Source organism: Pseudomonas sp. NPDC078700, from assembly GCF_044542375.1.
In the GTDB taxonomy this organism is placed as follows: domain Bacteria; phylum Pseudomonadota; class Gammaproteobacteria; order Pseudomonadales; family Pseudomonadaceae; genus Aquipseudomonas.
The window spans coordinates 225,081-251,272 of sequence record NZ_JBITUI010000004.1; the positions used below are offsets into that span (position 1 = coordinate 225,081).

25 protein-coding genes are annotated in these 26,192 nt (G+C 55.2%); 20 read left to right on the forward strand and 5 right to left on the reverse strand.

The annotated features are described in order from the left end of the window. Positions 1–9 precede the first annotated feature (9 nt). The 10 genes from ACIGCM_RS15175 (at position 10) to ACIGCM_RS15220 (ending at position 9,059) form a co-directional block, all read left to right on the forward strand. Positions 10–717: a YggS family pyridoxal phosphate-dependent enzyme gene (locus ACIGCM_RS15175; protein ID WP_397502917.1), complete on the forward strand. Its 708-nt coding sequence runs from the start codon at positions 10–12 to the stop codon at positions 715–717. Further along, complete coding sequence (proC, locus tag ACIGCM_RS15180) at positions 714–1,532, forward strand: pyrroline-5-carboxylate reductase (protein ID WP_397502918.1); 819 nt, start codon at positions 714–716, stop codon at positions 1,530–1,532. Before ACIGCM_RS15175 ends, proC begins: the two co-directional genes overlap by 4 nt. Positions 1,533–1,542: 10 nt before the next feature. Then, positions 1,543–2,133, forward strand: coding sequence for a YggT family protein (locus tag ACIGCM_RS15185; protein WP_397502919.1), 591 nt, complete (start codon positions 1,543–1,545; stop codon positions 2,131–2,133). Positions 2,134–2,566: 433 nt separating this feature from the next. Beyond that, positions 2,567–4,549 (forward strand): dynamin family protein, encoded by a 1,983-nt coding sequence (locus ACIGCM_RS15190; protein ID WP_397502920.1) that lies wholly within the window; start codon positions 2,567–2,569, stop codon positions 4,547–4,549. Positions 4,550–4,690: 141 nt separating this feature from the next. Next, the gene (locus ACIGCM_RS15195; RefSeq protein WP_397502921.1) at positions 4,691–5,830 is read left to right on the forward strand and encodes a homoserine O-acetyltransferase; all 1,140 of its coding nucleotides are present in this window, start codon (positions 4,691–4,693) and stop codon (positions 5,828–5,830) included. 7 nt (positions 5,831–5,837) lie between these two features. Further along, the gene (gene metW / locus ACIGCM_RS15200) at positions 5,838–6,458 is read left to right on the forward strand and encodes a methionine biosynthesis protein MetW (protein WP_397502922.1); all 621 of its coding nucleotides are present in this window, start codon (positions 5,838–5,840) and stop codon (positions 6,456–6,458) included. A gap of 31 nt (positions 6,459–6,489) precedes the next feature. Continuing rightward, a complete protein-coding gene (locus ACIGCM_RS15205; RefSeq protein ID WP_397502923.1) occupies positions 6,490–6,909 on the forward strand; it encodes a DUF4426 domain-containing protein in 420 nt (139 codons plus the stop codon). Next, the gene (gene rdgB, locus ACIGCM_RS15210; protein ID WP_397502924.1) at positions 6,906–7,499 is read left to right on the forward strand and encodes an RdgB/HAM1 family non-canonical purine NTP pyrophosphatase; all 594 of its coding nucleotides are present in this window, start codon (positions 6,906–6,908) and stop codon (positions 7,497–7,499) included. Before ACIGCM_RS15205 ends, rdgB begins: the two co-directional genes overlap by 4 nt. Next, entirely contained in the window at positions 7,496–8,698 is a 1,203-nt protein-coding gene (gene hemW, locus ACIGCM_RS15215) for a radical SAM family heme chaperone HemW (RefSeq protein WP_397502925.1), read from the forward strand. Before rdgB ends, hemW begins: the two co-directional genes overlap by 4 nt. A 37-nt stretch (positions 8,699–8,735) precedes the next feature. Beyond that, a complete protein-coding gene (locus ACIGCM_RS15220) occupies positions 8,736–9,059 on the forward strand; it encodes a DUF3392 domain-containing protein (RefSeq protein ID WP_397502926.1) in 324 nt (107 codons plus the stop codon). Between the two features lie 177 nt (positions 9,060–9,236). Here ACIGCM_RS15220 and ACIGCM_RS15225 read toward each other — a convergent pair whose 3' ends face one another. From ACIGCM_RS15225 to ACIGCM_RS15235, 3 genes are all read right to left on the reverse strand, one after another. Then, positions 9,237–10,514 (reverse strand): TRAP transporter large permease, encoded by a 1,278-nt coding sequence (locus ACIGCM_RS15225; protein WP_397503312.1) that lies wholly within the window; start codon positions 10,512–10,514, stop codon positions 9,237–9,239. 16 nt (positions 10,515–10,530) lie between these two features. Continuing rightward, positions 10,531–11,067 carry a TRAP transporter small permease gene (locus tag ACIGCM_RS15230; RefSeq protein WP_397502927.1) on the reverse strand — a complete coding sequence of 179 codons (537 nt, stop codon included), beginning with the start codon at positions 11,065–11,067 and terminating at the stop codon, positions 10,531–10,533. Between the two features lie 146 nt (positions 11,068–11,213). Next, complete coding sequence (locus ACIGCM_RS15235) at positions 11,214–12,614, reverse strand: PLP-dependent aminotransferase family protein (RefSeq protein WP_397502928.1); 1,401 nt, start codon at positions 12,612–12,614, stop codon at positions 11,214–11,216. Positions 12,615–12,884: 270 nt separating this feature from the next. Here ACIGCM_RS15235 and doeA point away from each other — a divergent pair, with 270 nt between their 5' ends. The 9 genes from doeA to ACIGCM_RS15280 all read left to right on the forward strand — a co-directional run bounded on the left by doeA (position 12,885) and on the right by ACIGCM_RS15280 (position 22,645). Beyond that, complete coding sequence (doeA, locus tag ACIGCM_RS15240) at positions 12,885–14,072, forward strand: ectoine hydrolase DoeA (RefSeq protein WP_397502929.1); 1,188 nt, start codon at positions 12,885–12,887, stop codon at positions 14,070–14,072. A gap of 1 nt (position 14,073) precedes the next feature. Next, positions 14,074–15,141 (forward strand): N(2)-acetyl-L-2,4-diaminobutanoate deacetylase DoeB, encoded by a 1,068-nt coding sequence (gene doeB / locus ACIGCM_RS15245; protein WP_397502930.1) that lies wholly within the window; start codon positions 14,074–14,076, stop codon positions 15,139–15,141. 38 nt (positions 15,142–15,179) lie between these two features. Further along, on the forward strand, positions 15,180–16,214 hold the full coding sequence (locus ACIGCM_RS15250) for a DctP family TRAP transporter solute-binding subunit (protein WP_397502931.1): 1,035 nt from the start codon (positions 15,180–15,182) through the stop codon (positions 16,212–16,214). Positions 16,215–16,290: 76 nt separating this feature from the next. Beyond that, positions 16,291–16,767: an Lrp/AsnC family transcriptional regulator gene (locus ACIGCM_RS15255; RefSeq protein WP_397502932.1), complete on the forward strand. Its 477-nt coding sequence runs from the start codon at positions 16,291–16,293 to the stop codon at positions 16,765–16,767. A gap of 197 nt (positions 16,768–16,964) precedes the next feature. Beyond that, positions 16,965–18,437, forward strand: coding sequence for an NAD-dependent succinate-semialdehyde dehydrogenase (locus ACIGCM_RS15260; protein ID WP_397502933.1), 1,473 nt, complete (start codon positions 16,965–16,967; stop codon positions 18,435–18,437). Between the two features lie 47 nt (positions 18,438–18,484). Beyond that, a complete protein-coding gene (locus ACIGCM_RS15265; RefSeq protein WP_397502934.1) occupies positions 18,485–19,891 on the forward strand; it encodes an aspartate aminotransferase family protein in 1,407 nt (468 codons plus the stop codon). A 55-nt stretch (positions 19,892–19,946) separates the two neighbouring features. After that, positions 19,947–20,942 (forward strand): hydroxyectoine utilization dehydratase EutB, encoded by a 996-nt coding sequence (gene eutB / locus ACIGCM_RS15270; RefSeq protein ID WP_397502935.1) that lies wholly within the window; start codon positions 19,947–19,949, stop codon positions 20,940–20,942. Next, the gene (locus ACIGCM_RS15275) at positions 20,929–21,873 is read left to right on the forward strand and encodes a cyclodeaminase (protein WP_397502936.1); all 945 of its coding nucleotides are present in this window, start codon (positions 20,929–20,931) and stop codon (positions 21,871–21,873) included. Before eutB ends, ACIGCM_RS15275 begins: the two co-directional genes overlap by 14 nt. Position 21,874: 1 nt before the next feature. Then, positions 21,875–22,645, forward strand: a complete 771-nt coding sequence (locus tag ACIGCM_RS15280) for an aspartate/glutamate racemase family protein (RefSeq protein WP_397502937.1) — start codon at positions 21,875–21,877, stop codon at positions 22,643–22,645. Positions 22,646–23,118: 473 nt separating this feature from the next. Here ACIGCM_RS15280 and ACIGCM_RS15285 read toward each other — a convergent pair whose 3' ends face one another. Both ACIGCM_RS15285 and mutM read right to left on the reverse strand, forming a co-directional pair. Further along, on the reverse strand, positions 23,119–23,466 hold the full coding sequence (locus ACIGCM_RS15285) for a multidrug transporter (RefSeq protein ID WP_397502938.1): 348 nt from the start codon (positions 23,464–23,466) through the stop codon (positions 23,119–23,121). Between the two features lie 194 nt (positions 23,467–23,660). After that, complete coding sequence (mutM, locus tag ACIGCM_RS15290) at positions 23,661–24,473, reverse strand: bifunctional DNA-formamidopyrimidine glycosylase/DNA-(apurinic or apyrimidinic site) lyase (protein ID WP_397502939.1); 813 nt, start codon at positions 24,471–24,473, stop codon at positions 23,661–23,663. Positions 24,474–24,668: 195 nt separating this feature from the next. On the opposite strand from mutM, the gene ACIGCM_RS15295 reads away from it, so the two are divergent. After that, positions 24,669–25,865 (forward strand): class I SAM-dependent rRNA methyltransferase, encoded by a 1,197-nt coding sequence (locus tag ACIGCM_RS15295; RefSeq protein ID WP_397502940.1) that lies wholly within the window; start codon positions 24,669–24,671, stop codon positions 25,863–25,865. The last annotated feature ends 327 nt before the right edge of the window (positions 25,866–26,192 follow it).

Consider the following 26,192-nt stretch of genomic DNA (forward strand, 5'->3'; position numbering starts at 1 on the left):
GCGTAAGTAATGTCCACGATAGCAGAGAATATTGCAAAGGTCGGAGATCGGATCCGTGAGGCGGCGCAAGCCTGTGCTCGTCAATCCGAAACAATTGGTTTGCTTGCGGTAAGCAAAACCAAACCAGCCTCAGCCGTTCGCCAAGCTTATGCAGCTGGTCTACATGACTTTGGTGAAAATTATCTACAAGAAGCGCTAGATAAACAGCACGAATTGTCTGATTTGCCATTGATTTGGCATTTCATCGGCCCCATTCAGTCAAATAAGACCCGTGCCATCGCCGAAAACTTTGCTTGGGTCCACTCTGTCGATCGTCTCAAAGTGGCTGAACGTTTGTCTGCACAGCGCCCTGCGCATTTACCCGCGTTGAATATCTGCTTACAGGTCAATGTCAGCCATGAAGCCAGCAAATCAGGCTGCAGCCCTGAGCAATTGCCCGCTCTGGCGGCGGCTGTAAATCAATTACCCAACGTGAAGCTGAGGGGTTTGATGGCAATTCCAGAGCCAAGTGACGACCCTGCAGAACAAAATGCAGCCTTTGCTTCGCTGCGTGAGTTGCAACAACACTTGAATCTCGACCTCGACACCTTGTCTATGGGCATGAGTCACGATCTTGAAGCGGCTATTGCCCAAGGCGCGACGTGGGTTCGAATTGGTACGGCACTTTTTGGTGCCCGCAACTATGGCTCTGAATCAACACAGGAACCTTCGCTATGACTTCTCCTCGCATCGCCTTTATCGGCGCAGGCAACATGGCTGCCAGCCTCATCGGTGGCATGCGTGCGCAAGGCTTTGACGCCAGTTCCATCCGTGCCAGCGACCGCGGCGAAGAACAACGTGCGAAAATTTCTGCGGAACACGGCATCAGCACTTTCGCCAGTAACGCTGAGGCAATTGAAGGCGCTGATGTCATCGTGCTCTCGATTAAACCGCAAGTGATGAAAGAGGTTTGCCTTGACCTGGCCCAGCACTTAAAGCCTGGCCAGGTAGTCGTTTCTATCGCCGCTGGCATTAACTGCACCAGCCTGGAAAACTGGCTGGGAGAGCGCCCTATCGTGCGCTGCATGCCGAATACCCCGGCCCTACTGCGACAAGGCGTCAGCGGCTTGTACGCTAACGCCCAGGTAAGCCCTGAACAAAAAGACCAGGCCGAGCAACTGCTCAAGGCTGTCGGCACGACAATTTGGCTGGAGCAAGAACAACAAATTGATGCAGTCACCGCCGTTTCCGGCAGTGGTCCTGCGTACTTCTTTCTGTTGATCGAAGCCATGACCGCCGCAGGCGAAAAACTTGGCTTACCGCGCGAAACCGCCGCTCAACTAACACTACAAACGGCCCTGGGTGCCGCGCACATGGCCGTCGCCAGCGATGTAGACGCTGGCGAGCTGCGCCGCCGAGTCACGTCACCCGCGGGCACCACTGAAGCTGCAATCAAAACCTTCCAGGCTGGCCGTTTTGAGGTTCTGGTTGACGACGCATTACACGCCGCTGCTCGCCGCTCGGCGGAGCTGGCCGAACAGCTAGGCAAATAAGGAGCAAATGATGATTGGATTGAACACTGCAGGCGTCTATATCCTGCAAACTATCGGCAGCTTTTACCTGTTGATTGTGCTGCTGCGATTTATCCTGCAATTGGTCCGCGCTGATTTCTACAACCCACTCAGCCAGTTTATCGTGCGGGCGACTCAGCCATTGCTCAAGCCTATGCGCAAAGTGATCCCGAGCATTTTCGGCCTCGATACTTCTTCATTAATACTCGCGCTGATCGTCCAGTTCGTGCTGATGGAGCTCACCCTGATGTTGATGGGCTATGGCTTTGCTGCGCCGCTGCTGGTGTTGGTTTGGTCGATCATTGGCGTCACGGCCCTGTTCCTCAAGGTGTTTTTCTTCGCCTTGATCATCAGCGTGATTCTGTCCTGGGTTGCCCAAGGCAGCCATAACCCTGCGGTTGAGTTGGTGAATCAGATTTGCGAGCCGTTGCTGGCACCGTTCCGACGCATCCTGCCCAACCTTGGCGGCCTAGATCTTTCGCCGATTCTGGCCTTTTTGGTGCTCAACCTGATCGACATGCTGGTGATCCGCAACCTAGCGGTTATGACCGGTATGCTCTCAGGTCTCAGCTTGGCGATTTAGTCGGTTGTAATCCTGGCGGCGGAGAGGAATAAGCCTCGCCGCCGTACTGCTCCACAAACCCAACAAAAGATCAGTTCAACAGCTAGCCCTCCTTTACCCCGCCATCGCTGCAACACCTCTAAAAAGCGCCTCATCACCACTCGGTCAAACAAGGATCAGGGTAAGTCAAACTGTACTCAGTCCGCATTTTTGCAGCCTGATTGCACCGATTGGGCACAGATCCCTACCGTTTAGATACACGGCCAATTGACGAACAGCCCATCCTAGGCATAATGCCATTATCACAAGCAATAACGTGTAACTGAGGCAGTCATCACAGAGCCGCTGGAAATGCTCTATTTGCGCTATAAATATAGTCATAACCAACCAATAGTTGTGACTACAGGCAGTGCAGGACGCGCTAGATGCTTCAACCCGCGAAAGGATGAATCTAATGAGCATGGAACGTCTCAACCAACAGATTGATGCGTATGTCACGTGGAAGCGTGAAATTATGCGTGAAATCACCCGTTACCGCAGTTGGTTAGAAACCAACCGCTTAAACTCGGACAGCGTTTCTTCAAAGCTTGAGCGGGCGCTACGGATTTTGCGTACCGATCACATCACACTGGCGTTCGTCGGCGAGTTCTCGCGCGGTAAAACCGAGCTTATCAATAGCCTGTTCTTCTCTGCTTATGGTCAGCGCATGCTGCCGTCACGCGCCGGGCGCACAACCATGTGCCCAACCGAGTTGTTCTTCGACCCACGCTCCGAGCACTCGTATATTCGCCTGCTGCCTGTTGAAACACGCGCCTCAGAGGCCAGTGTTGCCCAGTTCAAACGTGCCCCTAGGCACTGGATCAATATCCCACTGGATATCAGTGATCCAGCCAACATGGTTGAAGCCTTCAAGCAAGTGTCAAAAACCAAACCGATGAAGGTTGAAGACGCAATTCAACTGGGCTTTCATCCTGATACGCTGGAAAGTAGCGGCAAATCTGGCATGGTCATGGTTCCAGCATGGCGTCACGCGTTGGTCAACTTCGACCACCCGTTACTGCGCCAAGGCCTGCGTATTCTCGACACTCCCGGCCTCAATGCGTTGGGCTGCGAGCCTGAACTGACCCTGTCGATGCTGCCCAGCGCACAGGCTATTTTATTCCTGCTGTCCGCTGACACGGGCGTAACGGCAAGCGATATGGCCGCCTGGCAACAACATATTCATCCGCTTGAAGAAGAAAGCCACGCCAATCTGTTTGCCATCTTGAACAAAATTGATGTGCTTTGGGATGACTTGGCCGGCGAGGCATTCGTGCAGAACAGTATTCGCCAGATCCAAACCATCACCGCCAAGCAGCTTGGAATCAGACCGGACGATGTGCTGCCGCTTTCGGCCAAACAAGCGCTGCTGGCGAAAGTGCGCAAAGACTCAGACCTGCTCGAACGCAGCCAGCTGTACAACCTGGAAACACTGCTCTGCGAGCGCATCGTCAGGCAAAAAGAACGCTTGATCGAAGATCACGTGGTTAACCAAGTGCTTGGCTTGCTGCAAAACAGTCAGCACGCGCTGAATTTGCGCCTTGAGCAAGTCAATCAACAACAGGCGCTGCTCAATACTCATCAGCAAGATAACGGCCAGTTACTTTTCGAACTAACGGCCAAGACCAAAGAAGACCACAGCCAACATCACAAACGCTTGTTGGGCCTGAAGACCAATCAGCGCTTACTCAAGCGCCAAGGTGATTTTCTTCGGGCGGCAGTCCGTCCTGAGCAACTCGACAAACACATGGAGCGTGCGCGCAAAGAGCTCACCAGTTGCTGGACAACCCTGGGCATTAACCAGGCAATCGTGCATTTCTTTGGTTCAGTCAAAAACGACCTGCACAGTCTTAGCTATGAAGCGGAAAGCGCTAATGTCATGGTTGCGGCGGTTTACCGCAGGCACAATCAGGAAAACCCTCTCAATGGGGTTGATGCGCCGCAGTTTGATGTTGAGCGCTATTCGCGCGAACTCAACCAACTGCAAATCAAAGCTGACCAGTTCCGTTTGCAGTTGAAATCCCTGCTTACCGAACAGAAAAGCCTGGCCAAGCGTTTTTTTGCCACCCTCGCGCAAGAGGTCATCGGCATGCATCAACGCCTGCGTCAGGATGTCGATCAATGGGCCAATGACGCCTTGATGCCTTTAATGCAGCACACCCTGGAGCATAAGCAGCTACTCGAAACCCACATGCTGCGGCTCAAGGCACTGGCCCAGGAAACCCAGCAAACACGCCAGCGCACTCAACAGCTCGCGCGCTACCGCGAAGAGCTGAGTACCCAATTGAGTCACGCTGCGGATATGCTGCGCAACTTGCGCCGCCCTGCGCCGATCCAGCGTCACAACAAGGTGGTGAACCTGCCGGTTGCGACACGCAGCATGAGTGCAAACGAATAACCCTGCGCTCAAACGGCTCCACTTTTGTATCCGGGCTTTACTCAAAAGCTCATCGCACCGCCCCATCGCTTGCCGCATGGGGCGGCGCTCTTTAGACTGCATGACTTTCTTTTTCAACTCTCAACTTTGCGAGCAGGGTCGATGTCGACTGCCTTTCCACAAGATTCTGTTGGCTTGGTCACACCCCAAGTACTGCACTTTGCCGAGCCCTTATCGCTGGCTTCCGGGCGCACCCTTGCCAACTATGACCTGGTTTATGAAACCTACGGCGAGCTCAACGCTGCGCGCAGTAACGCCGTATTGATTTGCCACGCCCTTTCCGGGCATCACCACGCTGCTGGTTTTCACAGCGCTGACGACCGTAAACCCGGTTGGTGGGACAGCTGCATTGGTCCCGGAAAAGCCATTGATACCAATCGGTTCTTTGTCGTCAGCCTGAATAATCTCGGCGGCTGCAACGGTTCAACCGGGCCATCGAGCATCAACCCTGAGACTGGCAAAGCCTTCGGTGCCGACTTCCCGGTGGTAACCGTCGAGTGCTGGGTTCATAGCCAAGCCAGGCTGGCAGATGCCTTGGGTATCGAGCAATGGGCCGCAGTGGTTGGCGGCAGCCTAGGCGGCATGCAAGCCATGCAATGGACAATCAGCTATCCAGAACGCGTGCGCCATTGCGTTGCTATTGCTTCAGCCCCGAAACTGTCCGCGCAGAACATCGCATTCAATGAAGTTGCCCGTCAGGCGATTTTGACTGACCCGGACTTCCACGGTGGCCACTTTCAGGAGCAAGGGGTTATCCCTAAGCGCGGCTTGATGCTGGCGCGCATGGTGGGTCACATCACCTACCTGTCTGATGACGCCATGGGCGAGAAATTCGGCCGCGGCTTAAAAAGCGAAAAACTCAACTATGACTTCCACAGTGTTGAGTTTCAGGTCGAAAGTTACCTGCGCTACCAAGGCGAAGAATTCTCTGGCCGCTTTGACGCCAACACCTACCTGTTGATGACTAAAGCGCTGGATTATTTTGATCCGGCAGCAGCAAATGACGGCGACTTGGCGCAAACCCTGGCGACAGCGAAAGCCGACTTCTGCGTGATCTCATTCACCACCGACTGGCGCTTCTCCCCTGAACGCTCTCGCGAGATCGTTGATGCGCTGACCTCTGCGCGGAAAAACGTGTGCTACCTGGAAATCGACGCACCTCAGGGTCACGATGCTTTTTTGATCCCGATCCCACGCTATTTGCAGGCATTTAGCAGCTATATGAACCGAATTACCTTATGAGGCAGGCATGAGAGCCGATCTGGACATTATCCAAGACTGGATTCCCGCAGGCAGCCGCGTACTCGACCTTGGCTGCGGTAACGGCGAACTACTGGCCTGGCTACGCGATAACAAACAGGTATTTGGTTATGGCCTGGAGATCGACCCGGACAACATTGCCGAGTGCGTGATCAAGGGCGTTAACGTCATTGAGCAAGACCTCGACAAAGGCCTGGGTAACTTTGCCGACGGCAGCTTCGACGTCGTCGTGATGACCCAAGCGCTGCAAGCGGTGCATTTCCCAGATCGAATCCTTAAAGAAATGCTGCGCGTCGGCAAAACCTGCGTCATCACCTTCCCGAACTTTGGCCACTGGCGTTGCCGCTGGTACCTGGCCACCAAGGGGCGGATGCCGGTTTCCGACTTTTTGCCTTACACCTGGTACAACACGCCGAACATTCACTTTTGCACATTTGAAGACTTCGAGCGCCTTTGCCTTGAACAACAGGCAACCATCCTTGAGCGCCTGGCTGTAGATCGCGACCACCGGCACGGCTGGGCCAGCAAAACCTTGCCTAACCTATTGGGTGAGATAGGCATTTATAGAGTCAGTGGTTATACCGCCATGAACCCGAGCGTTAGCGACTGAGCTCAGCCGACCATTTTACAGGAGACCCACCATGCGCCGCCTTGCCGTATTACTAATGGCCCTGTGTCTGAGCCTGCCAGCCTTCGCTGAGCGCAAGCAGACATATGGTGACCTGGACGTTCATTACAACGCGTTCAACTCAGGGTTTCTGCAGCCCGATATCGCCGCAGCCAATGGTTTAGTGCGCAGCAAAACTCAAGGTGTGGTTAATATTGCCGTGCTCAAAGCCGGCAAGGCCAGCCCAGCTAACGTCACCGGCACGGTGAAAAACCTGCTGGGCACAGACTATCCGCTGAGCTTTAAGCAGGTCAGCGAAACAGGTGCCATTTACTACCTTGCGCAGTTCCCTTTCGAGCAGCGCGAAGTCTTGCGCTTTACCATCAACGTCACTGCGGGCGATGGCCAGGCGCACAGCTTCAACTTCAACCAGGAATTTTTCCCAGACGAATGATCCAGCTCACTGAACTCGTACTCGCCAGCCACAACGCAGGCAAACTCAAAGAACTTCAGGCCATGCTTGGCGATGCTATTCGCGTGCGCTCGGTGGGAGAATTCAGCAACATTGAGCCTGAGGAAACCGGTTTATCCTTCGTTGAAAATGCCATCCTCAAGGCGCGCAATGCTGCACGCGTATCAGGCTTGCCAGCACTTGCCGATGACTCGGGCTTAGCCGTAGACCATCTCGGCGGAGCCCCTGGGATCTACTCAGCGCGTTACGCTGATGGCCAAGGCGATGCTGCCAACAACGCCAAGCTGCTTGAAGCGCTGAAAGATGTCGCCCCCGGACAACGTGGTGCTCAGTTTGTCTGCTGCCTGGCCTTGGTTCGTCATGCTGATGACCCATTGCCGATCATCTGTGAAGGCCTGTGGCATGGACGCATTTTACCCGCTGCGCAAGGTGCCCATGGGTTTGGATATGACCCCTTGTTCTGGGTGCCTGAGCGGGACTGTTCCAGTGCCGAATTAAGCCCTGCCGAGAAGAACCAGCTCAGCCACCGCGCCCGCGCCATGGCTCTGTTCAAGCAACGGCTGGGCCTATGACTACAGCGTCGAGCGCTGGCGCAACCATCGCCAGCGACCGCAACCATCATGTGGTTGAAGGTTTTGTATTGCCGCCGCTGGCGTTATATATCCATATTCCCTGGTGCGTTAAGAAGTGCCCTTATTGCGACTTCAACTCGCACGCGGCAGCTCCAACCTTGCCAGAGGAAGAATACGTTGATGCGTTGTTGGCAGATCTCGACGCCGACTTACCTGCAGTCCACGGGCGTGAGCTGACATCGATTTTCTTTGGCGGCGGTACTCCAAGTCTGTTTTCAGCCAAGGCGCTCGGGCGTCTGCTGGCGGGCGTTGAGCAACGCATCAAATTTGTCGACGACATTGAAATAACCCTCGAAGCCAATCCGGGCACCTTTGAACAAGCTAAGTTCTCGGCTTATCGCAAGTTGGGAATCAATCGGCTGTCGATTGGCGTGCAAAGCTTCCAGTCAGCCAAGCTGCAAGCGCTCGGCCGAATTCACGATGGCGATGAAGCTGTGCGTGCGGCTGATATGGCCCGCGCCGCCGGCTTCGATAACTTCAACCTCGACCTGATGCATGGCTTGCCGGATCAGTCGATTGACGATGCACTGACTGACCTGCGAACCGCGATAGCGCAACAACCGACGCATTTGTCTTGGTATCAACTGACGCTTGAGCCCAACACTGTGTTCTGGAATCAACCACCTGTACTGCCTGAAGACGATACGCTGTGGGACATTCAGGAAGCCGGCCAGGCACTGCTTGCCGCCCACGGTTACGCCCAATATGAAGTATCGGCTTACGCCCAATCCGGCAAGGCGGCACGGCATAATCTGAATTACTGGAGTTTTGGCGATTTCATCGGGATTGGTGCGGGCGCTCACGGCAAACTCAGCAGCCCTGATGGCATTATCCGTCGCACCTGGAAAACCCGTCTGCCCAAAGACTACCTCGACCCGAACAAGCGATTTAGTGCAGGCGAGCGCATTCTCGGGCAGGATGAGTTGCCGTTTGAATTTTTGATGAATGTACTGCGCCTGACAGAAGGGGCTGCCAGCGAACTCTTTACCCAGCGCACCGGACTGCCGCTTAGCCTGCTGAGCGAAGCACGCACACAGGCACAGCAGCGCGGGCTACTCGAAAACAATCCAGATCGTCTCACTGCAACAGCTGAGGGTCAGCTGTTTTTGAACGACTTACTGCAACAGTTTTTGCCTTGATAGGCAGTTGATGAGCCTTTTGCTCTAAGGACACCGTATGGACTTGCTACTTGACCTAACCGCCACTTTGTCACGCTGGAGCCGCAGCCACCTGTACGACATTTCACTGGCGATCATGGCGACCTTGTTTGTACTTTTCGGTCCCGCTATCAACGCATGGGTTCAGCGCAGCATTGGCGGACTGAACTTTGTCTTTCGCACCCTGATTTTCGTCGTTGTATGCGCCGTGGTGTATGGCTTGGCCATCGTATTCCTAACGCCCTACCTCAGCGCCGGTCTTGGCCAGTTCAACAACTACACGCTCGCGCCTGTGCTGTTGCTGGTGTTCTTCCTGATTGGCGTATTGGCTGACCGCAGCTAACAAAAGCACCACACATCCCTTGGCCACCAATGGCGGACAGAAAAACGCTGTCCGTCCTACCGGGTCCATATTCGTAGGCTGCGGCAACGCCAAGCGTGCCCACCTTGCGATGGAACGTTCGTGGATATTTGTGGCCGTTAATGGTGGCCGAAAAGAGCGTCGACCACCGGGGGCAGTTCACCGGAACGCCAGATCGCGCAAGAACAAGGTGATCGGTGGGAACATGATCAGCAACACCGACATCAGCATCAAAATGGCAAAGAACGGCAAGCTGCCACGAATCACCTCAAAGTAAGGCCTTCTAAATACCGCAATGGCGGTAAAGATGTCACAACCAAAGGGCGGCGTTGCCGAGCCGATGGCAGCCTGCAAGGTGATGATCGTCCCGACCAGTACGGGATCGAGACCCGACACCCGCACCGCTGGGGCGAAGATGGGCACCAGAATCAGCATTACCACAATCGGATCGACAAACATGCAGCCGATAAAAAATGCCACCGAAATGATCACCAGCAACTCAGTCGGCGACGCACTCATGATGCCAATCCCGCTGAGGATCTGCTGCGGGATCTGAGCAAACGAGATCACCCAGGAAAACGCCGACCCCGCCGCCACCAATATAAATACGACCGCTGTGATCAAGCCTGTCGACAGCGCAATCGATGACAGCTCACTGAGTTTGACTCGCCGAAAAATCACAACCTCAAGAATCAGTGCATAGAGCACCGAAACGGCAGCCGCCTCGGTTGGGCTGAACACGCCGGTATAAATACCGCCGATGGTCATCACGGGGAGCAGCAACGGCAATATTGCCCGGCGACAAGTCAGCAGACGCTGTGCCCAGGTGAATTTCTCACCAGATGGGATACCGGTAATACGGGCATAGATATAGCAATAGCCGCAAAGTAAAACCATCAACAGCAGGCCCGGGCCGATACCTGCGATAAACAACTCGGCAACCGAAGTCCCGGAGACCACGCCATAAATAATCATGCCGATGCTGGGTGGAATCAGCAGGGCGATGTCTGATGCATTGATGATCAATGCCATGGCAAAACTATCTTTGTAGCCCTGCTGCAACATTTTAGGGCGCATGATGCTGCCAACCCCGACCACAGTTGCCTGAGTCGAACCCGACAGCGCACCGAATAGCGCGCAACTCAACGCGGTGGTCACCGCCATGCCGCCACGCACATGACCCACAAAGGCCATTGCCACATCAAGCAAACGATTCGCCGTAGCACCACGGGTGATGATATCCGCAGCCAGAATGAACATTGGCACCGCCACCAGCGCGGCTGGGCGAATACCGGCAATCATCTGCTGGATGATGAACTCAGGGCCCATGGTGAAAAACAGGGTAAAGCCTGCCGCCGAAGCAGCCAGCAAAGTGGTCATCATTGGGAAACCGCTAAGCAGCAGCACCAGCATGATGATTAACAGCGTGGTGGTCATATCCATGGGGGCGGGCTCAGTGTTGCGAAGGAATGGTGGCGTCGACGTGCAGTGAGGGAGCCTCACGACGCCCCAGCAACACCTGCAACTGGATAAAGGCGTGACGGGTAAATTGCAGCCCCGTCATGCCCAACCCAAAAGGAATCACCAGATAGATGTAATGCAACTGCACTTGGAGCGCGGGCGAGGAGCGACCAACCCTAGCAGCGGACTCGACATACGCCACAGACGCCCAAGTCAGCCAAAACATTAGCGCGGCAGTGAGTGCATTGATGGTCAGCAAGGTGATCGCTGCGGGCTTGCCGGTGAGATGCTCAATAAATGCATTCATGCTGATATGCCGGCTGTTACGGGCCGCATAGCTACAGCCAACGAAGGTCACAAAAATCAATAAAAACTGATTGAGCTCTTCAGAGAAGTAGATGCTCTGATTGAACAGGTAACGTCCAAACACGTTGCCAACCGAATTCAGCGCCATGAGCAAAATGCCGCTCGCGAGGATGAAGGCTTCAAGCTTCTCCAGCATCCGATCCAACTTGCGCAGCCAAGACATAGCTACCTCCGGCCCTGCTCAAATGAGCGGACACTGTTCTTGTTGTGGAGGCCAAACCTTATCGCCGAGAAAAAATCATGTCAATTAAATATTTGAATCATTACAAATGCTCAATAATTGGGCGCATGTAATGATTTTGCGCCGTTTTAGAACACAAAATGCATGGGTGGCGGAGTTTCTACCATCAACTCATTCAAGGTATTCAGACCGGTAACGACCCGTGAACGACTTTGTTCAGCGCCCAAACTAATACGAACGCGCTGATTAGCGCGGTCTACTGCTGCAAGAAAAGGCTCCGCCGGGAAAATCATTACACCTTCCTGACGCGCACGGCGGGCGAACTTTTCTGGCGACCAATGCCCTGGCAGCTCTGCCCAAATGTGCATGCCGTTGGGGTCCGCCTTGAATTGACAAGCAGTCAGATGTTCGCGGGCCATCGCCTGGCGCACCGCAAACTCCTGCTGCTGGAAGCTCACCATGCGGTCCAAGGTGCCATCCTGCATCCACCAGCTGGCGATCTCGAAAGGCATCAAGGTCGCCATCCACGTCGTGCTGCGCAACCGGCCAATTGCCTGCTGAACCATATTTGGCGGGGTCACCAGGTAACCCGCACGCATCCCCGGCAGGGATATTTTGGTCAGGCTGGTGGCATAGAAACTGCGCTCAGGAATAAACGCCGATAACGGCGGGTGGCGATCAGGCTGCAGCGCACCGTAGACATCATCCTCAACCACGGTGAGGTCGTATTTACGGGCCAGATCAGCAATCGACTGCCGTCGCTCAAGGCCCATGGTATCGGTGGTTGGGTTGTTCATCGTTGGCGTGCAGAACAGCACACGCGCCCCACCCTGTTTGCACGCAGCCTCCAGCGCTTCAGGCAATAGCCCCTGATCATCGGCAGCCAGCCCCTTAAGCTTGAAGTGCAGCGTATGCGCCAGCGCCATCAACAACATGCAGGTTTCTTGCTCACAAAGCACGGTATCACCGGGCTTGAGCACCGTTGCCATGGCAATGGTCAGGGCATGTGCGGCGCCATTGCAGAACAGCATATTGTCCGGATCAGCCGGTAGTTTCTGCCCTGCCAGCCAGTCACAGACCACCTCACGGTGCTGGGTCAGCCCCTGGGTCGGGTGGAATGATGTGATGAAGTCATCACGCCCTTCACGTGCCAATCGCTCAAGGCTTTCACGATAGAGCTTCACATGCCGCGGGGTGCACACCGGATGCGCGGTGGACAGATCAATGCCGCGGCTCGGATCTTCGTGTTCGTCAGTCGATAAGTAATCCGACTCATGGCTGACATGTCGGCTACGGACAAAGGTACCGCTACCCACCTGAGCATAAACTGAGCCCTGTTTTTCAGCGTGGGCATAGGCATTGCTTACGGTTTGCACGCTGACACCCAGGGTTTCAGCCAGCTCGCGATGAGTGGGCAACTTGCTGCCCGGCACCAGCGCACCGGTGGTAATGGCCTCAGTCAACGCATTGCCGATGGCTAGGTATTTAGGCTGGCCGCTGCGTATAAACGGCTTCAGGTCAATTGTCATAGGTCAATAAATTCCTTGACGATAATTGTAATGATCATGATATTGAACTCGAAAGGTATTGACCTGTATTTGTCCCGGTCATTTTAGCAGGCTTCAGTACAATTTCTCCACTGAGTGCTCACAAGTATTCCAAACGGAGCACCCACGGAGGGGCCATTGAGTGGCGCTCAGGCGTATATCGATGGATTGCAGCACAGGCGTCCGTTTGGCGTTGCCAGCGGGCTGATTGAGTTCTGAACGTTCTATTGCGTTCGTTATCGAGATGCTGTCATGAGTGAAATTGCGTTGAATTTCAGCCGTGAAGAGTTCGCCCAACGTTTGACCAAGGTGCGTGCTGCCATGGTTGAAAAAGGGATCACAACTCTGATTGTTCACGATCCATCCAACATGGCTTGGCTTACCGGCTATGACGGCTGGTCGTTCTATACACCGCAATGCGTGGTAGTAGGTGAACAGGGTGAGCCGCTGTGGTTCGGCCGTGGCATCGATGCCAACGGTGCCCGACGCACGGTTTACCTAGCTGAAGAAAATATCAGCTCATACAGCGACAACTATGTGATGAACCCGCCGCATCACGCACTCGATTACCTGTGTGAGCACGTGCTTCCCGCCCGTGGCTGGACCTCGGGGGTGATCGGCGTCGAAATGGACAACTATTATTACAGCGCCACGTCTCATCAGGCGCTGCTGCGAGGCCTGCCAAAGGCTGAACTGTTCGACAGCACGGGGCTGGTTAACTGGTGCCGGGCGATTAAATCCAACCAAGAAATCGAATACATGAGCGTGGCCGCACGCATTGTTGAAAATATGCACCGCGCCATTCTCGAGATGATCGAGCCGGGCCTGCCGAAAAACCTTTTGGTGGCTGAAATCTACCGCGTTGCCTGCACCGGACATGAGGGCAAGTTTGGCGATTATCCGGCAATCGTACCCATGCTGCCGTCAGGCAAAGATGCCTCGGCCCCGCACCTGACATGGGACGACCGCCCCTTCAAACAGGGCGAAGGTACCTTCTTTGAAATAGCCGGCTGCCACAAACGCTACCACTGCCCGTTGTCACGCACCGTTTACCTGGGCGAGCCATCGGCGGCATTTCGCAAAGCCGAAGAAGCCATTAACGCAGGCCTGGAAGCAGGTCTCGCGAAGGCTAAACCCGGCAATACCTGTGGCGATATTGCCCGTGAACTCAACAGCACATTACGCCGTTACGGCTATGACCGGGGCGATAACCGTTGCGGCTACCCAATCGGTCTGAGCTACCCGCCTGACTGGGGCGAACGCACCATGAGCTTGCGTGAAAGCGACACCACGGTGTTGCAACCGGGCATGACCTTTCACTTTATGCCCGGTCTATGGCTGGACGATTGGGGGCTGGAGACAACAGAGAGCATCCTGATTACTGAAACCGGCGCTGACACCCTTTGCGATTATTCGCGTCAACTGTTTGTGAAGGCTTGAGATGAGTATTGCAGCAACCAACATTTCTCCAGAGGCTGAACACCAACTGGCTAACCATGCCAGTGCGCTCGCCGCGAGCACCATGAGTGTAACCGTTGATTTTGCTCAAGACGGCGTGCAGCACGGCTTTCTGAAACTGCCCTACTCCCATGATCTATCAGCCTGGGGCTGCATTATGATCCCCATCACTGTGGTGAAAAACGGGAACGGGCCGACCGCCCTGATGACGGGTGGCAACCATGGCGATGAGTACGAGGGCATCACCGCACTTCTAAAGCTGGCCAATGAACTGCGTGCAGACGATGTGCAGGGTCGAGTGATCATCATCCCGGCAATGAACTATCCAGCCGTACAAAATGGCAGCCGTACCTCGCCGATCGATAAAGGCAACATGAACCGCTCGTTTCCCGGCAACCCATACGGTGGCATGACCGAACGAATTGCCGACTACTTTCAGCGCACCCTGATCCCGCTATGCGACTACGCACTGGATATTCATTCGGGTGGTAAAACCTTGGACATCATGCCTTTTGCAGCGGCTCATCGTTTGCCCGAGCCTGAGCAAGAAGCTAAGTGTATTGAAGGCGCCAAAGCCTTTGGCACTGCTGCGAGCATGATTCTATTTGAATTGGATGCCGCCTCCTTGTACGACACGGCGGTCGAGTCCCAGGGCAAGGTGTTCGTCACAACCGAGTTAGGCGGGGGCGGCACCAGCACGCCCCAAACCATGGCCCTGGCAGACCGAGGGGTGCGCAACTTTCTGAAATTTGCCGGCATTACCCAAGGTCAACTGGAGCCAGCGGATGAGCCGCTTATCCAATTGGATATGCCCGATGCCAGTTGCTACGTGCAAAGCCTGCATCGCGGCATTCTCGAACTCAATTTAAGCGTTGGCGACCGGGTTACCTGCGGCGACCTGGTCGCACGGGTGCATGCCTTTGAACGTACAGGCACACCGGCTGTTGAATACCGTGCCGAACGCGATGGTTTGCTGGTTGCCAGACGCTTTCCAGCATTAGTGGACATTGGCGATACCCTCGCAGTGATTGCCGACATAGTGGATAACTAACAAAACCCTGCACTTAAAAGAAAAATGGAGACAGCACCATGAGAAAGTTCAGCACTTTGAAAAAAGCCGCGTTAGCTGCGGCTATGGGTTTGGTTCTGGCAGGTCAGGCGGGCCTGGCAGCGGCAGAAGAATGGAAGTTTGCACTCGAAGAAATCAGCGGCAGTGTGCAAGACGCCTATGCGCAAAAATTCAAACAACTGGTTGAAGAAAAGAGCGCCGGTAAAATCACCGTTACGGTTTACCCCTATGGCTCATTGGGCGAGTCGGAAGACCTGACGGAGTTGGTCGCCAACGGCGTGATTCAATTCACCCACGGTTCCACAGGGATTCTCGGCTCCACCGCCCCGTCAATGCAGGTGTTCTCAGTGCCGTACCTGTTGTCACAAGACAACAAGGTCAATCTCAAAGTGCTGACCGAAAGCCCGACCATCTATGGCCCAATGGCCGATAAACTAAAAGACCGCAACCTGCGTCTTCTGACCATGTACCCGGAAGGTGAGATGGTGTGGACGACCAACAAAGAAATCCACAAACCAGCAGATTTCGAAAACGTAAAAATGCGCGTAATGGCCTCCCCCATGTTGGTGGAAGCTTACAAAGCCTTCGGTGCGGTGCCAACGCCGCTGCCGTACTCCGAGGTTTATGGCGCACTGCAGTTGAAGATGGTCGACGGCCAGGAAAACCCGATCTTCGCCATCGAAGAAATGAAGTTCTATGAAGTCAACGACGTGCTGACCTGGTCGGGTCAGCAGCAGTTCACCGTCGCTGTGCTGTCGAGCGAATCCTGGTATCAGGGCCTGCCCGATGACCAGAAAAAGATTATTGATGAAACGGTAGCCGAGCTCGGCCCCTACATCTTCGACACGCAGGAACAGTACAGCAAAACCCGCTTGGAGAAGATCAAAAAAGCCAAGCCGGACATCAAGATTGTTCACCTGACCCCAGAAGAGAAAGACGTTTTCCGCAAAGCGAGCATGCCCTTGCGCGAGAAGTTAGTTGAGCTGGCGGGCCCTGAAGCGGGTACTGCGCTTAAATCCCTCGAAAAAGAAATTGCTGACTTAGAGAACAAGTAAGTACAGCCCACTGGCCGGCGAGCCCTCTCGCCGGTTTTTCACATCAGGGCGCGGTGGTCTGCGCCGGGGCACAGCTATGCGTCTGGACAGTTACGACCTGAAGATTCTGCAAATTCTTCAGCACAATGGCCGCATCACAAAATCCAGTTTGGCCGAGGCGATCAACCTGTCTATCAGCCCCTGCTGGGAGCGCGTTAAACGCCTTGAAGAAGCCGGCGTTATTCGCGGCTACGGCGCACAATTAAACCCGGAAGTGCTGATCAAGCGTGCTTCGGTCATGGTCGAGATCAGTCTCAAACAGCACAACCGTGAAGCTTTTCAGCGTTTCGAGCGCGCCATCAATGAATGCCCTGAAGTCACCGAGTGCTATGCCACCGGCGGCGGCATCGACTACATCATCAAGGTCATGGCCCAGGATATTGATCAGTACCAACGCTTGATCGACCGTTGGCTGATGGCCGACCTGGGCATTGAAAGGTACTTCACCTACATCGTCACAAAAACCATCAAGCACTGTGAGCCACCGCTGGAAATAGACAGTGAGCCGGCCTGATTAGCCGCACAGAAATGCGGGTATTGGCCAGCAAAAAAAACACCCGATTAAACGCCCGTAAAGCAAAAAAACACAGATCCCAAGCAGCCCGAAGAGAAAAAACCCACACCCAATCCCTTCTAGAGTGGAAGCCATAAATACGCACCACGTCCTGTGCTGAATTGTTCCAGAGCAGGCCCGTAGAGAGGATGCATTGCATGCACAATTTCCAAGATCCACGCTTAGTTCGCCAACTGGCGTACATCAATGGCAAATGGACCGCTGGCACTTGCGGGCGCGATGAAGCGGTAATCAACCCCGCAACCGAGGAAATCATTGGCCGCTGCACCCAACTTGATGAGCCGCAAATTGTTCAGGCCATTGATGCAGCCAATGCAGCCTTTCCGGCTTGGCGGGCCATGTCACTGGAAGCACGTGGCGAGACTCTCAAGAAGTGGCACGACCTGCTGCTGGAGAATAAACAAGACCTTGCGCGGCTTATGACACTGGAGCAAGGCAAGCCCCTGTTTGAAGCACTGGGCGAAATTGACTACGCCGCGTCCTTTATCAGCTGGTTTGCCGAAGAGGCACGCCGCGCCTATGGCGACACCATTCCAAGCCATATCAACAACGCGCAACTCGGCAGCATGCGCGAGCCTATCGGGGTGGCAGCATTAATTACGCCGTGGAATTTCCCCTGCGCGATGATCACTCGCAAAGCTGCGGCCGCGTTAGCCGCAGGCTGCACGGTGCTGGTTAAACCTGCCGGTGAAACACCCTTCTCAGCCTTGGCCTTGGCCGAGCTGGCTGAACGGGCTGGATTTCCAGCGGGTGTATTCAACGTCATTGTCGGCGAACCAGAAATGGTCTCACGGGTGATCTGTGCCAGCGATAAGGTCAAAGCCTTGTCGTTCACCGGTTCGACCCGCGTCGGTCGCCTGCTGCTGGAACAATCCGCTGCGACGGTGAAGAAGTGTTCGATGGAACTGGGCGGCAATGCGCCTTTTATCGTCCTGCCTGATATGGATGTAGAGCAGGCCGCGCAAGCTGCAGTCGACGCCAAATTCCAGACCACCGGCCAAGATTGTTTGGCCGCTAACCGAATCTTCGTGCACCGCTCACTGTACCCGTCCTTCCTTGAAGCATTTGCCCGGCGCATGAGCGAATTGACCCTGGGCAACGGCCTGATTCGTGGGGTCAACCAAGGCCCGCTGATTAACCAAAAAGCCGTCACCAAGGCCCAAGAGCTCGTTGACGACGCAGTGGCCAAAGGCGCACGGCTGCTGGTTGGCGAGCAGGAGCAGGCGCCGGGGCGCAACTTCTTTGTGCCGACCCTGCTGGCCGAGGTAACCCCTGAAATGCGCGTGTACCGCGAAGAGAACTTTGCCCCCATTGCCGGTGTGTTGCCTTGGGACAACATTGACGAACTCATCAACCAAGCCAATGACACCGAATACGGTCTCGCCGCCTACGTTTACGGCTACGACATACGCCAGATTTGGCAACTGATGCGCGGTCTGGAGTTCGGCATGGTCAGCGTCAACTCAGTGAAGATGACCGGCCCGCCTGTGCCTTTTGGCGGAGTTAAGCAATCAGGTCTGGGGCGCGAAGGTTCAAGCCACGGCTTGGATGAGTACACCCAAATCAAATACTACTGCCTGGGTAACTTACCCAGTGTCAGCGGCTGTTAATTGCGCTTCAGTACCGGCGCATCACCCCATTAACCAAGGACATCATCATGACCCTCGACACCCAGAAAATCATCGAGATTGATCGCCAAAACGTTTTCCACGCCTCAACTCACCTCAAGCAGCATGCCCACGGTGAAAGCCCAGCGCGGATCATCACCGGCGCCCAAGGCATTCGCATTCAGGACTCACTCGGCAACGAATTTATCGACGGCTTTGCCGGGCTGTACTGCGTAAACATTGGCTACGGTCGAACTGAGATGGCCGAAGCCATTTACGAGCAGGCCAAGCAGCTGGCCTATTACCACACCTATGTTGGCCATACGACCGAAGGCATGGCGCATCTATCAGAGCGCATCGTCAAACTCGCCGGCCAAGGCATGAGCAAAGTTTATTACGGCATGTCCGGTTCGGACGCCAACGAAACCCAGCTCAAGCTGGTTTGGTACTACAACAATATTCTCGGGCGCAAAGACAAAAAGAAAGTTATTTCCCGCGACCGCGGCTACCACGGCTCGAGTATCGCGTCGGGCTCAATGACCGGGCTGGCGGTCTTCCACGCGCACTTCGACCTACCGCTTGAGCGCATCAAGCACACCGTCGCACCGGTTTATTATCGCCGCGAAGATGACGCGATGAGCGAGCAAGAGTTCTCGGTTTACTGCGCGCAAAAACTCGAAGAAATGATCCTCGCCGAAGGCCCGGATACCGTTGCCGCAATGATCGGTGAGCCCGTCCTCGGCACCGGCGGTATCGTGCCACCGCCTAAAGGCTACTGGACGGAGATCCGCAAGGTACTGGATAAATACGACATCCTGCTGATTGCCGATGAAGTGGTCTGCGGCTTTGGTCGTTTGGGCATGGATTTCGGCTCGCAGTACTACGAGATGAAACCCGACCTGATCACCGTGGCCAAAGGCTTGACCTCTGCGTATCAGCCACTGTCCGGGGTGATTGTTGGCGAGCGAGTCTGGCAAGTGCTTGAACAAGGCACCGATACCTACGGTGCCATCGGCCATGGTTACACTTACTCCGGCCACCCAATGGGGATCGCTTCGGCCATCGCCAACCTGAACATCATTGACCGCGAAAACCTCACCGCCAACGCCCGCGACACCGGCGCATATCTGCAACAGCGCATGCAGCAAACCTTTGCCGAGCACCCATTGGTGGGCGAAGCGCGTGGTATTGGTCTTCTGGCAGCGTTGGAGTTTTCCAGCGACCGCAGCAAGCGCCAGCACTTCGACCCGAACCTGAAAGTTGGCGCACAGATTTCTGCCGCCTGCCTGGAAGAAGGTTTGATCGCACGGGCCATGCCGCACGGCGACATTCTCGGTTTCGCCCCGCCGCTGATTGTCAGCCGCGACGAGGTGGATGACATCGTTGCCCGCGCCGAACGTGCGGTGAATAAAGTCACCGACAAGCTGGTTACCAGCGGCGACTGGCAAGCCAAGTAAGCCCGCCCCGCCGGAGGCTCATGTGAGCCTCCGGCTTTGTTAAGGATTGCATAAGATGCAAACCGAACTCACCCTCAAAGACATTTATCTGGCCCAACAACGCATTGCCGTGTTGGCCGAACGCAGCCCATTGCTGCGCAGCGAAGAATTATCCAAACGCTGGAACTGCGATGTCTGGCTTAAGCTCGATAACCTGCAACCCACTGGCGCATTTAAGTTACGCGGAGCGGTCAACGCGTTGCTTGGTCTGAGTGACGCACAACGCAAGCGCGGTGTAGTGACCATGTCGACCGGCAATTTTGGTCGCGCACTGGCTTACGCCGGAAGACATTTGCAGATTGCAGTCACGGTGTGCATTTCCAAACTGGTACCGGACAACAAAGTAGCGGCCTTGCGCGAAAGCGGCGCTCAGGTGGTGATTGTTGGCGATACTCAGGACCATGCCGATATCGAAGCGCGGCGTCTGCAGCACGAACAAGGCCTGGCCTATATTTCGCCCTTTGATGACCCACTGGTAATTGCCGGGCAAGGCACCTGCGGGCTGGAAATCATGCAACAGCAACCGCTGATCGACACGGTCTTCGCGGGGTTGTCGGGTGGCGGCCTGATCGCCGGGGTGGGCTTGGCTGTTAAGTCCATCAACCCTCAGGCTGAAGTTATTGGTGTGAGCATGAATCAAGGTGCGGCAATGCTCGAGAGCCTGGCCGCGGGTCATCCGGTGCAAGTGCAAGAGGTCGCCTCTCTGGCGGATAGCCTGGGTGGTGGGATTGGCCTTGAAAACGCCTGGACCTTCGTCATGACCCAGCGCTATATGGACCGAGGTTATCGGGTTGATGAACAGCAGATTGCCCGCGCCATGCTGCATCTATTCAACCATGAGCGACTGATAGTCGAAGGTGCAGCAGCGGTTGGCATTGCCGCAGTTGAACAACATCAAATAGACCTGCGCGGTCGGCATGTGGCGCTGGTGATCAGCGGCCAGAATCTCTCCAACACCACCTTTGCCCAAGCCTGCAAGCTCGCTGGGGAGTCAAACTATGCACATCTATAACCGTGAGCAGATTGCGCAGTTGGTTAAGCTGGACTGCGCAGCCCTTGAAGCTGTTGAGTCGGGCTTCGCCGCACTGGGCCGTGGCGAAGTTGAGATGCCGCCGATCCTGAGCATGAATATTGCCGAGAATAACGGTGAAGTGGATGTTAAAACCGCGCACATTCGCGGCTGGCCACGTTTTGCGATCAAGATCAGCCCCGGTTTTTTCGATAACCCGGCACTCGGCCTGCCGAGCCTGAACGGTTTGATGCTGCTGTTCTCAGCCAAGACCGGCTTAGTTGATGCGGTGTTGTTTGACGAAGGTTATCTGACCGATATTCGCACCGCTCTGGCTGGGGCGATTGCCGCCAAGCACCTGTCGCGTAGCAACTCACAGCGAGTGGCAGTGATTGGCGCGGGCTTACAAGCCGAACTTCAAGTCGTGGCGTTACGCTTGGTGCGTGATATCCGCGAGGTGCATGTGCACACCCGTGACCCAAGCAAGGCACAGGCCTATGCCGCGCGCATGCAGCAACAATACGGCCTGAATGTGAGCATTCATGACAGCGCAGCCAGTGCCTGTGCTCAGGCTGATATTGTGGTGACCACCACCCCAGCGCGCGAGCCAGTTCTTCGTTGGGCAGATCTACCCAAAGGTATTCACGTCACAGCCATGGGCTCGGATAACCCGCACAAGAACGAACTGCAACCCACAATTCTGGCCAGCGCCGATGTGTTGGTGGTTGATCGTCTCAGCCAGTCGCGCGCTCTTGGCGAATTGCATCACGCGCCCGCCTTACAACGCGAAATATTCGAGCTTGGCAGCTTAATCAACAATCCACAAAGCGCCCGCACAGATGAGCGGCAAATCACGGTCTGCGACCTGACTGGCACCGGCGTGCAGGACACCGCGATCGCCAACTACGCTGCCCGCCTGCTTGAGGACGCCTGAGATGATCGAAACCTTCACCGAGTTTCAAGCCCTGCAACAGCACTTCGAGCATCAAAGCAGGTGTGACGATGGCCATGTACGAATTGGTTTAGTGCAACTGGCCACTGATTTCACGCTTGAGAATGAATGGCGCCAACTGCTCGGCGAACGGGTTGAGCTATACAGCACACGCACGCCCAGTAGCCCCACCGTTACCCCAGATGGTTTGCGCAGCATGGCCCAGAGCCTGACCCAATCCAGTGCGTTGTTAGTACCGGGAATGCCCCTCGATGTTCTGGCATTCGGCTGCACATCGGGCAGCATCCTGATTGGCGAACAGGAAGTCAGCCGCCTGATAAATCTTGCGCATCCAGGTATCCCGGTAACCAACCCATGGAGCGCAGTCAAAGCAGCACTCCGTGAATTGAATGCAAGAAAGATTGCGGTGCTGACACCCTATATTGGCGAAGTCAATTTCCCGATCTGCCTTGGCTTGCAGCAGGCAGGCTTGCAGGTCAGCGCGTTCGGCACCTTCTCTGTGCTGGATGACGAGTTGATTCCACGGATTCCAGAGGATGCGATTGTCCGTGCTGCTGAGCAGTTGTTGCAAGGTAACAAGGCTGACGCGCTGTTCTTGTCCTGCACCAACCTGCGCACCTTAGGTCTGCTTGATGAGCTAGAGCGACGCTTAGGTATACCGGTTATTTCCAGCAATCAAGCGATGCTGTGGCACGCACTGCAGCTGACAAACTGTAATCATCGCCCGCAGGGATTTGGCAGTTTGCTGCGTTAAAACAGCCAAGGTATTTCCGTAGGGCGTGACAAGCGCAGCTTGTCCACCAAGGTTGAGCGGTTTATCCGAATATTTGCGCCAGAGAATGGCGGACAAAAAACGTGCTGTCCGCCTATGGGCTATCCAGCGGCGTAAATGGTCCAATCCAAGGGTGGTCAACGCGAAGCTTGGCCACCATTTACAGCCAGTTATCCCAATATCCGGTCGCGCAAATGGTGGCTGAAAAAAGCGTCAACCACCCTACGTGAGTCAAAAGCCGATAACCCAATATCCATGCAATTAGCCAACAGTCCAATCCGTGTGACAAAGGAAGTTTGTCCACCAAAAACCGCCGATTAACCCGGATATGTAAACTTGAAGATGGCCGACAAAAAGGCGTTGTCCGCCCGTGACCTGCAAAGCGATGCCTGTTTAACAAAAGATAAGCACAAAAAAAACCGGCGCTCGCCGGTTTTTTAAGCCTGAGTAGAAACTCAGTTGCCGCCTTTGTAGCCTACGCTGGTGCAACCCAGGCAACGCTGGAATGCTTCGCGGCCCGGCTCTTGGATCAATGCAGTCGCCGCTTCATCAATGTTACCGCCCAAGGCAGTAAATGGCAGGCTGACGATGAATGCAGCAGTCCCGATGATGGTCGCACCAATCAGCAGGGGACGTGCGATGAGCAGGTCGCCAATCATTGAATATGCCTTAGGGGCATTGGCGGTGTAGATCGGGTCGCCACTTGTATTGACATCTTCCTGAACCACTTCAGCCGACGCCGGTAGTGCCAGCAGGCCAGTGGAAAGCGCCAGGACAACAGCGATCGAGCGAAACAGATTCATGGAATAATCCTTCAACGATACAGAGTCAGTGCTTATAACTATATCAGCGCTGCGCCAATTGTCAGCGTGATTAACTTCAATATCCACCCACAAGCGTAGCTCAAATGGCTTTTTGCCTTGATAACGCAGACTGCATCACTCTTTAGCCAAATTCGGGCCTGCGGAAAAACCGCGAACGACCGTTTATAAGCTGCTTAACGCTGGCAACGCGGGCAATAAACACTGGCACGCTGGCCGAGTTTCAGCTCGCGCAAAGTAGTGCCGCAGACTTTACAGAACTCACCGCCACGGCCGTAGGCAAACAGCTCCTGCTGGAAGTAGCCGGGCTGGCCGTCACCGCCGATAAAATCGCGCAAGGTGGTACCGCCCCGTTCAATGGCATGGGCCAGGATGCGCTTGATCTCTACCGCCAGCTTGACGTAGCGCGCCTTGGAAATGGTCCCGGCCTCCCGGCGTGGATCAATCCCAGCGGCAAACAACGCCTCAGTTGCATAAATATTACCGACTCCGACCACCACCGCGTTGTCCATGATAAAGGGCTTAACCGCCATTGAGCGGCCACGCGACATCTCATACAAACGCTCACCGGCAAACGCATCGGTCAGCGGCTCTGGCCCCAACTTACTCAGCAGTACATGCTCCAAGGGGGTATTGCTCCAGAGCAACGCACCGAAACGTCGTGGGTCGGTGTAGCGCAGCGCCATGCCCGACTCCAGTTCAATATCGACATGCTCATGTTTAGCCGCAGGCGTACCGCAGGGCACTAAACGCAAATTGCCGGACATGCCCAAATGGCTGATCAAACTGCCGGTCTCAAGTTTGATCAGCAGGTATTTGGCGCGCCGCTCAACGCTTTCGATCAACTGACCGGAAACCAAAATATCCAGATCCTCAGGAATCGGCCAACGCAAACGCCGGTCACGCACTATTACCCGGCTGATACGCTGGCCAACGAGATGCGGCGCAATTCCGCGACGGGTGGTTTCGACTTCAGGTAATTCGGGCATGGGCGGCCAATTCGGTCAGTATTTCAGCCGCTAATTTTCACATTATCCCAGTGCTAAAACCAGCCAGGGCAGGCACTAGGGTCTGTGCCGTTTCGTTCACGGCCGCGCCGGGGCCTGCTTTAGCGCGAGGCAAGGCAGGAGACACGAAGGATCGCTGCTGCGCTATAATTCCGCTCTTTTCCCGGAGAGTAGCCAATGTCCCTGCCCAGCCTGCGCCTGAAAGCCAATGCCGACCGACGCCTGCGCGCCGGCCATCTTTGGGTATACAGCAACGAAATTGACGTTGCCGCTACCCCGCTCAACGGTTTTGCCGCGGGTGACCAAGCCATTCTTGAAGCGGCAGGCGGTAAGCCACTTGGCATCGTCGCGCTCAGCCCGAACAACCTGATCTGCGCGCGCTTGCTGTCGCGAGACGTTAAGCACGTGCTGGATAAGTCCTTACTGGTGCATCGCATCAACGTCGCCTTGAGCCTGCGTGATCGCCTGTTCGACAAGCCTTGCTATCGCCTTGTTTATGGCGACTCTGATCTGCTGCCAGGTTTGGTGGTTGATCGTTTCTTCGACATTTTGGTCGTGCAACTGGCCTCAGCGACCATGGAGCGGCACAAAGATGACGTGCTCGCAGCGCTGATTCAAGTTGTTAAGCCAAGTGGTATTTTGCTCAAAAACGATTCTGCCGCCCGTGACGCTGAAGGCCTTGAGCGATATGTCGACACCGCTTTCGGCGTGGTGCCTGAATGGGTCGCGCTGGAAGAGAACGGGGTTAAATTCGAAGCGCCGGTCATCGAAGGTCAGAAAACAGGCTGGTTCTACGATCACCGCATGAACCGCGCTCGCTTGGCCCCCTACGTCCAAGGCAAGCGCGTGCTGGACCTGTTCAGCTATATCGGTGGCTGGGGCGTGCAAGCCGCAGCATTCGGCGCAACCGAAGTCATGTGTGTCGACGCTTCAAGCTTTGCCTTGGACGGCGTAGAGCGTAATGCCACCCTTAATGGTTTGTCCGAGCAAGTGGTGTGCGTTGAAGGCGACGCTTTCGCTGCACTGAAAGAGTTGAAGTCTGCTGAAGAGCGCTTCGATGTGGTGATTGTCGATCCACCGGCTTTCATCAAACGCAAAAAGGACATGAAAAACGGTGAGGCCGCTTACCGCCGCCTTAATGAACAGGCCATGCGCCTGCTGAATAAAGACGGGATCTTGGTCAGCGCATCCTGCTCCATGCACCTGCCAGAAGATGATTTGCAAAACATCCTGCTGACCAGCGCACGTCATCTGGACCGCAATATCCAGTTGCTGGAGCGCGGTGCCCAAGGCCCGGATCATCCGGTACACCCGGCCATTGCTGAAACCCGCTACATCAAGAGCCTGACCTGCCGGTTGCTGCCAAACAGCTAAGCCTGATTAAAATCCGCCAGATGCATAGCCATCTGGCGGGTTTTCACCCGCAACGCCTCCCCGCCCCACGACAAACCGAAGCAGACGCACCAATAACGTGCGAGTACGGTCGACACTTGCTTGTCGGCGACTGTTACCCCTCCCCACACCATAGTGGCCAAAAGCCCAGAGCCAACTAGTCTGTACTTGCACCGCAGGGCTTGAGCTGGGCCATCTGTTTTGCTTGGCGTAGTAATTGCTTTGTTGTTGCTTCATTAACAACAGCAGATCGCAGATGAGCGGCGCTACTGCTGATAAAACACACAGGTTCTGGCTGCAAAACCAGGC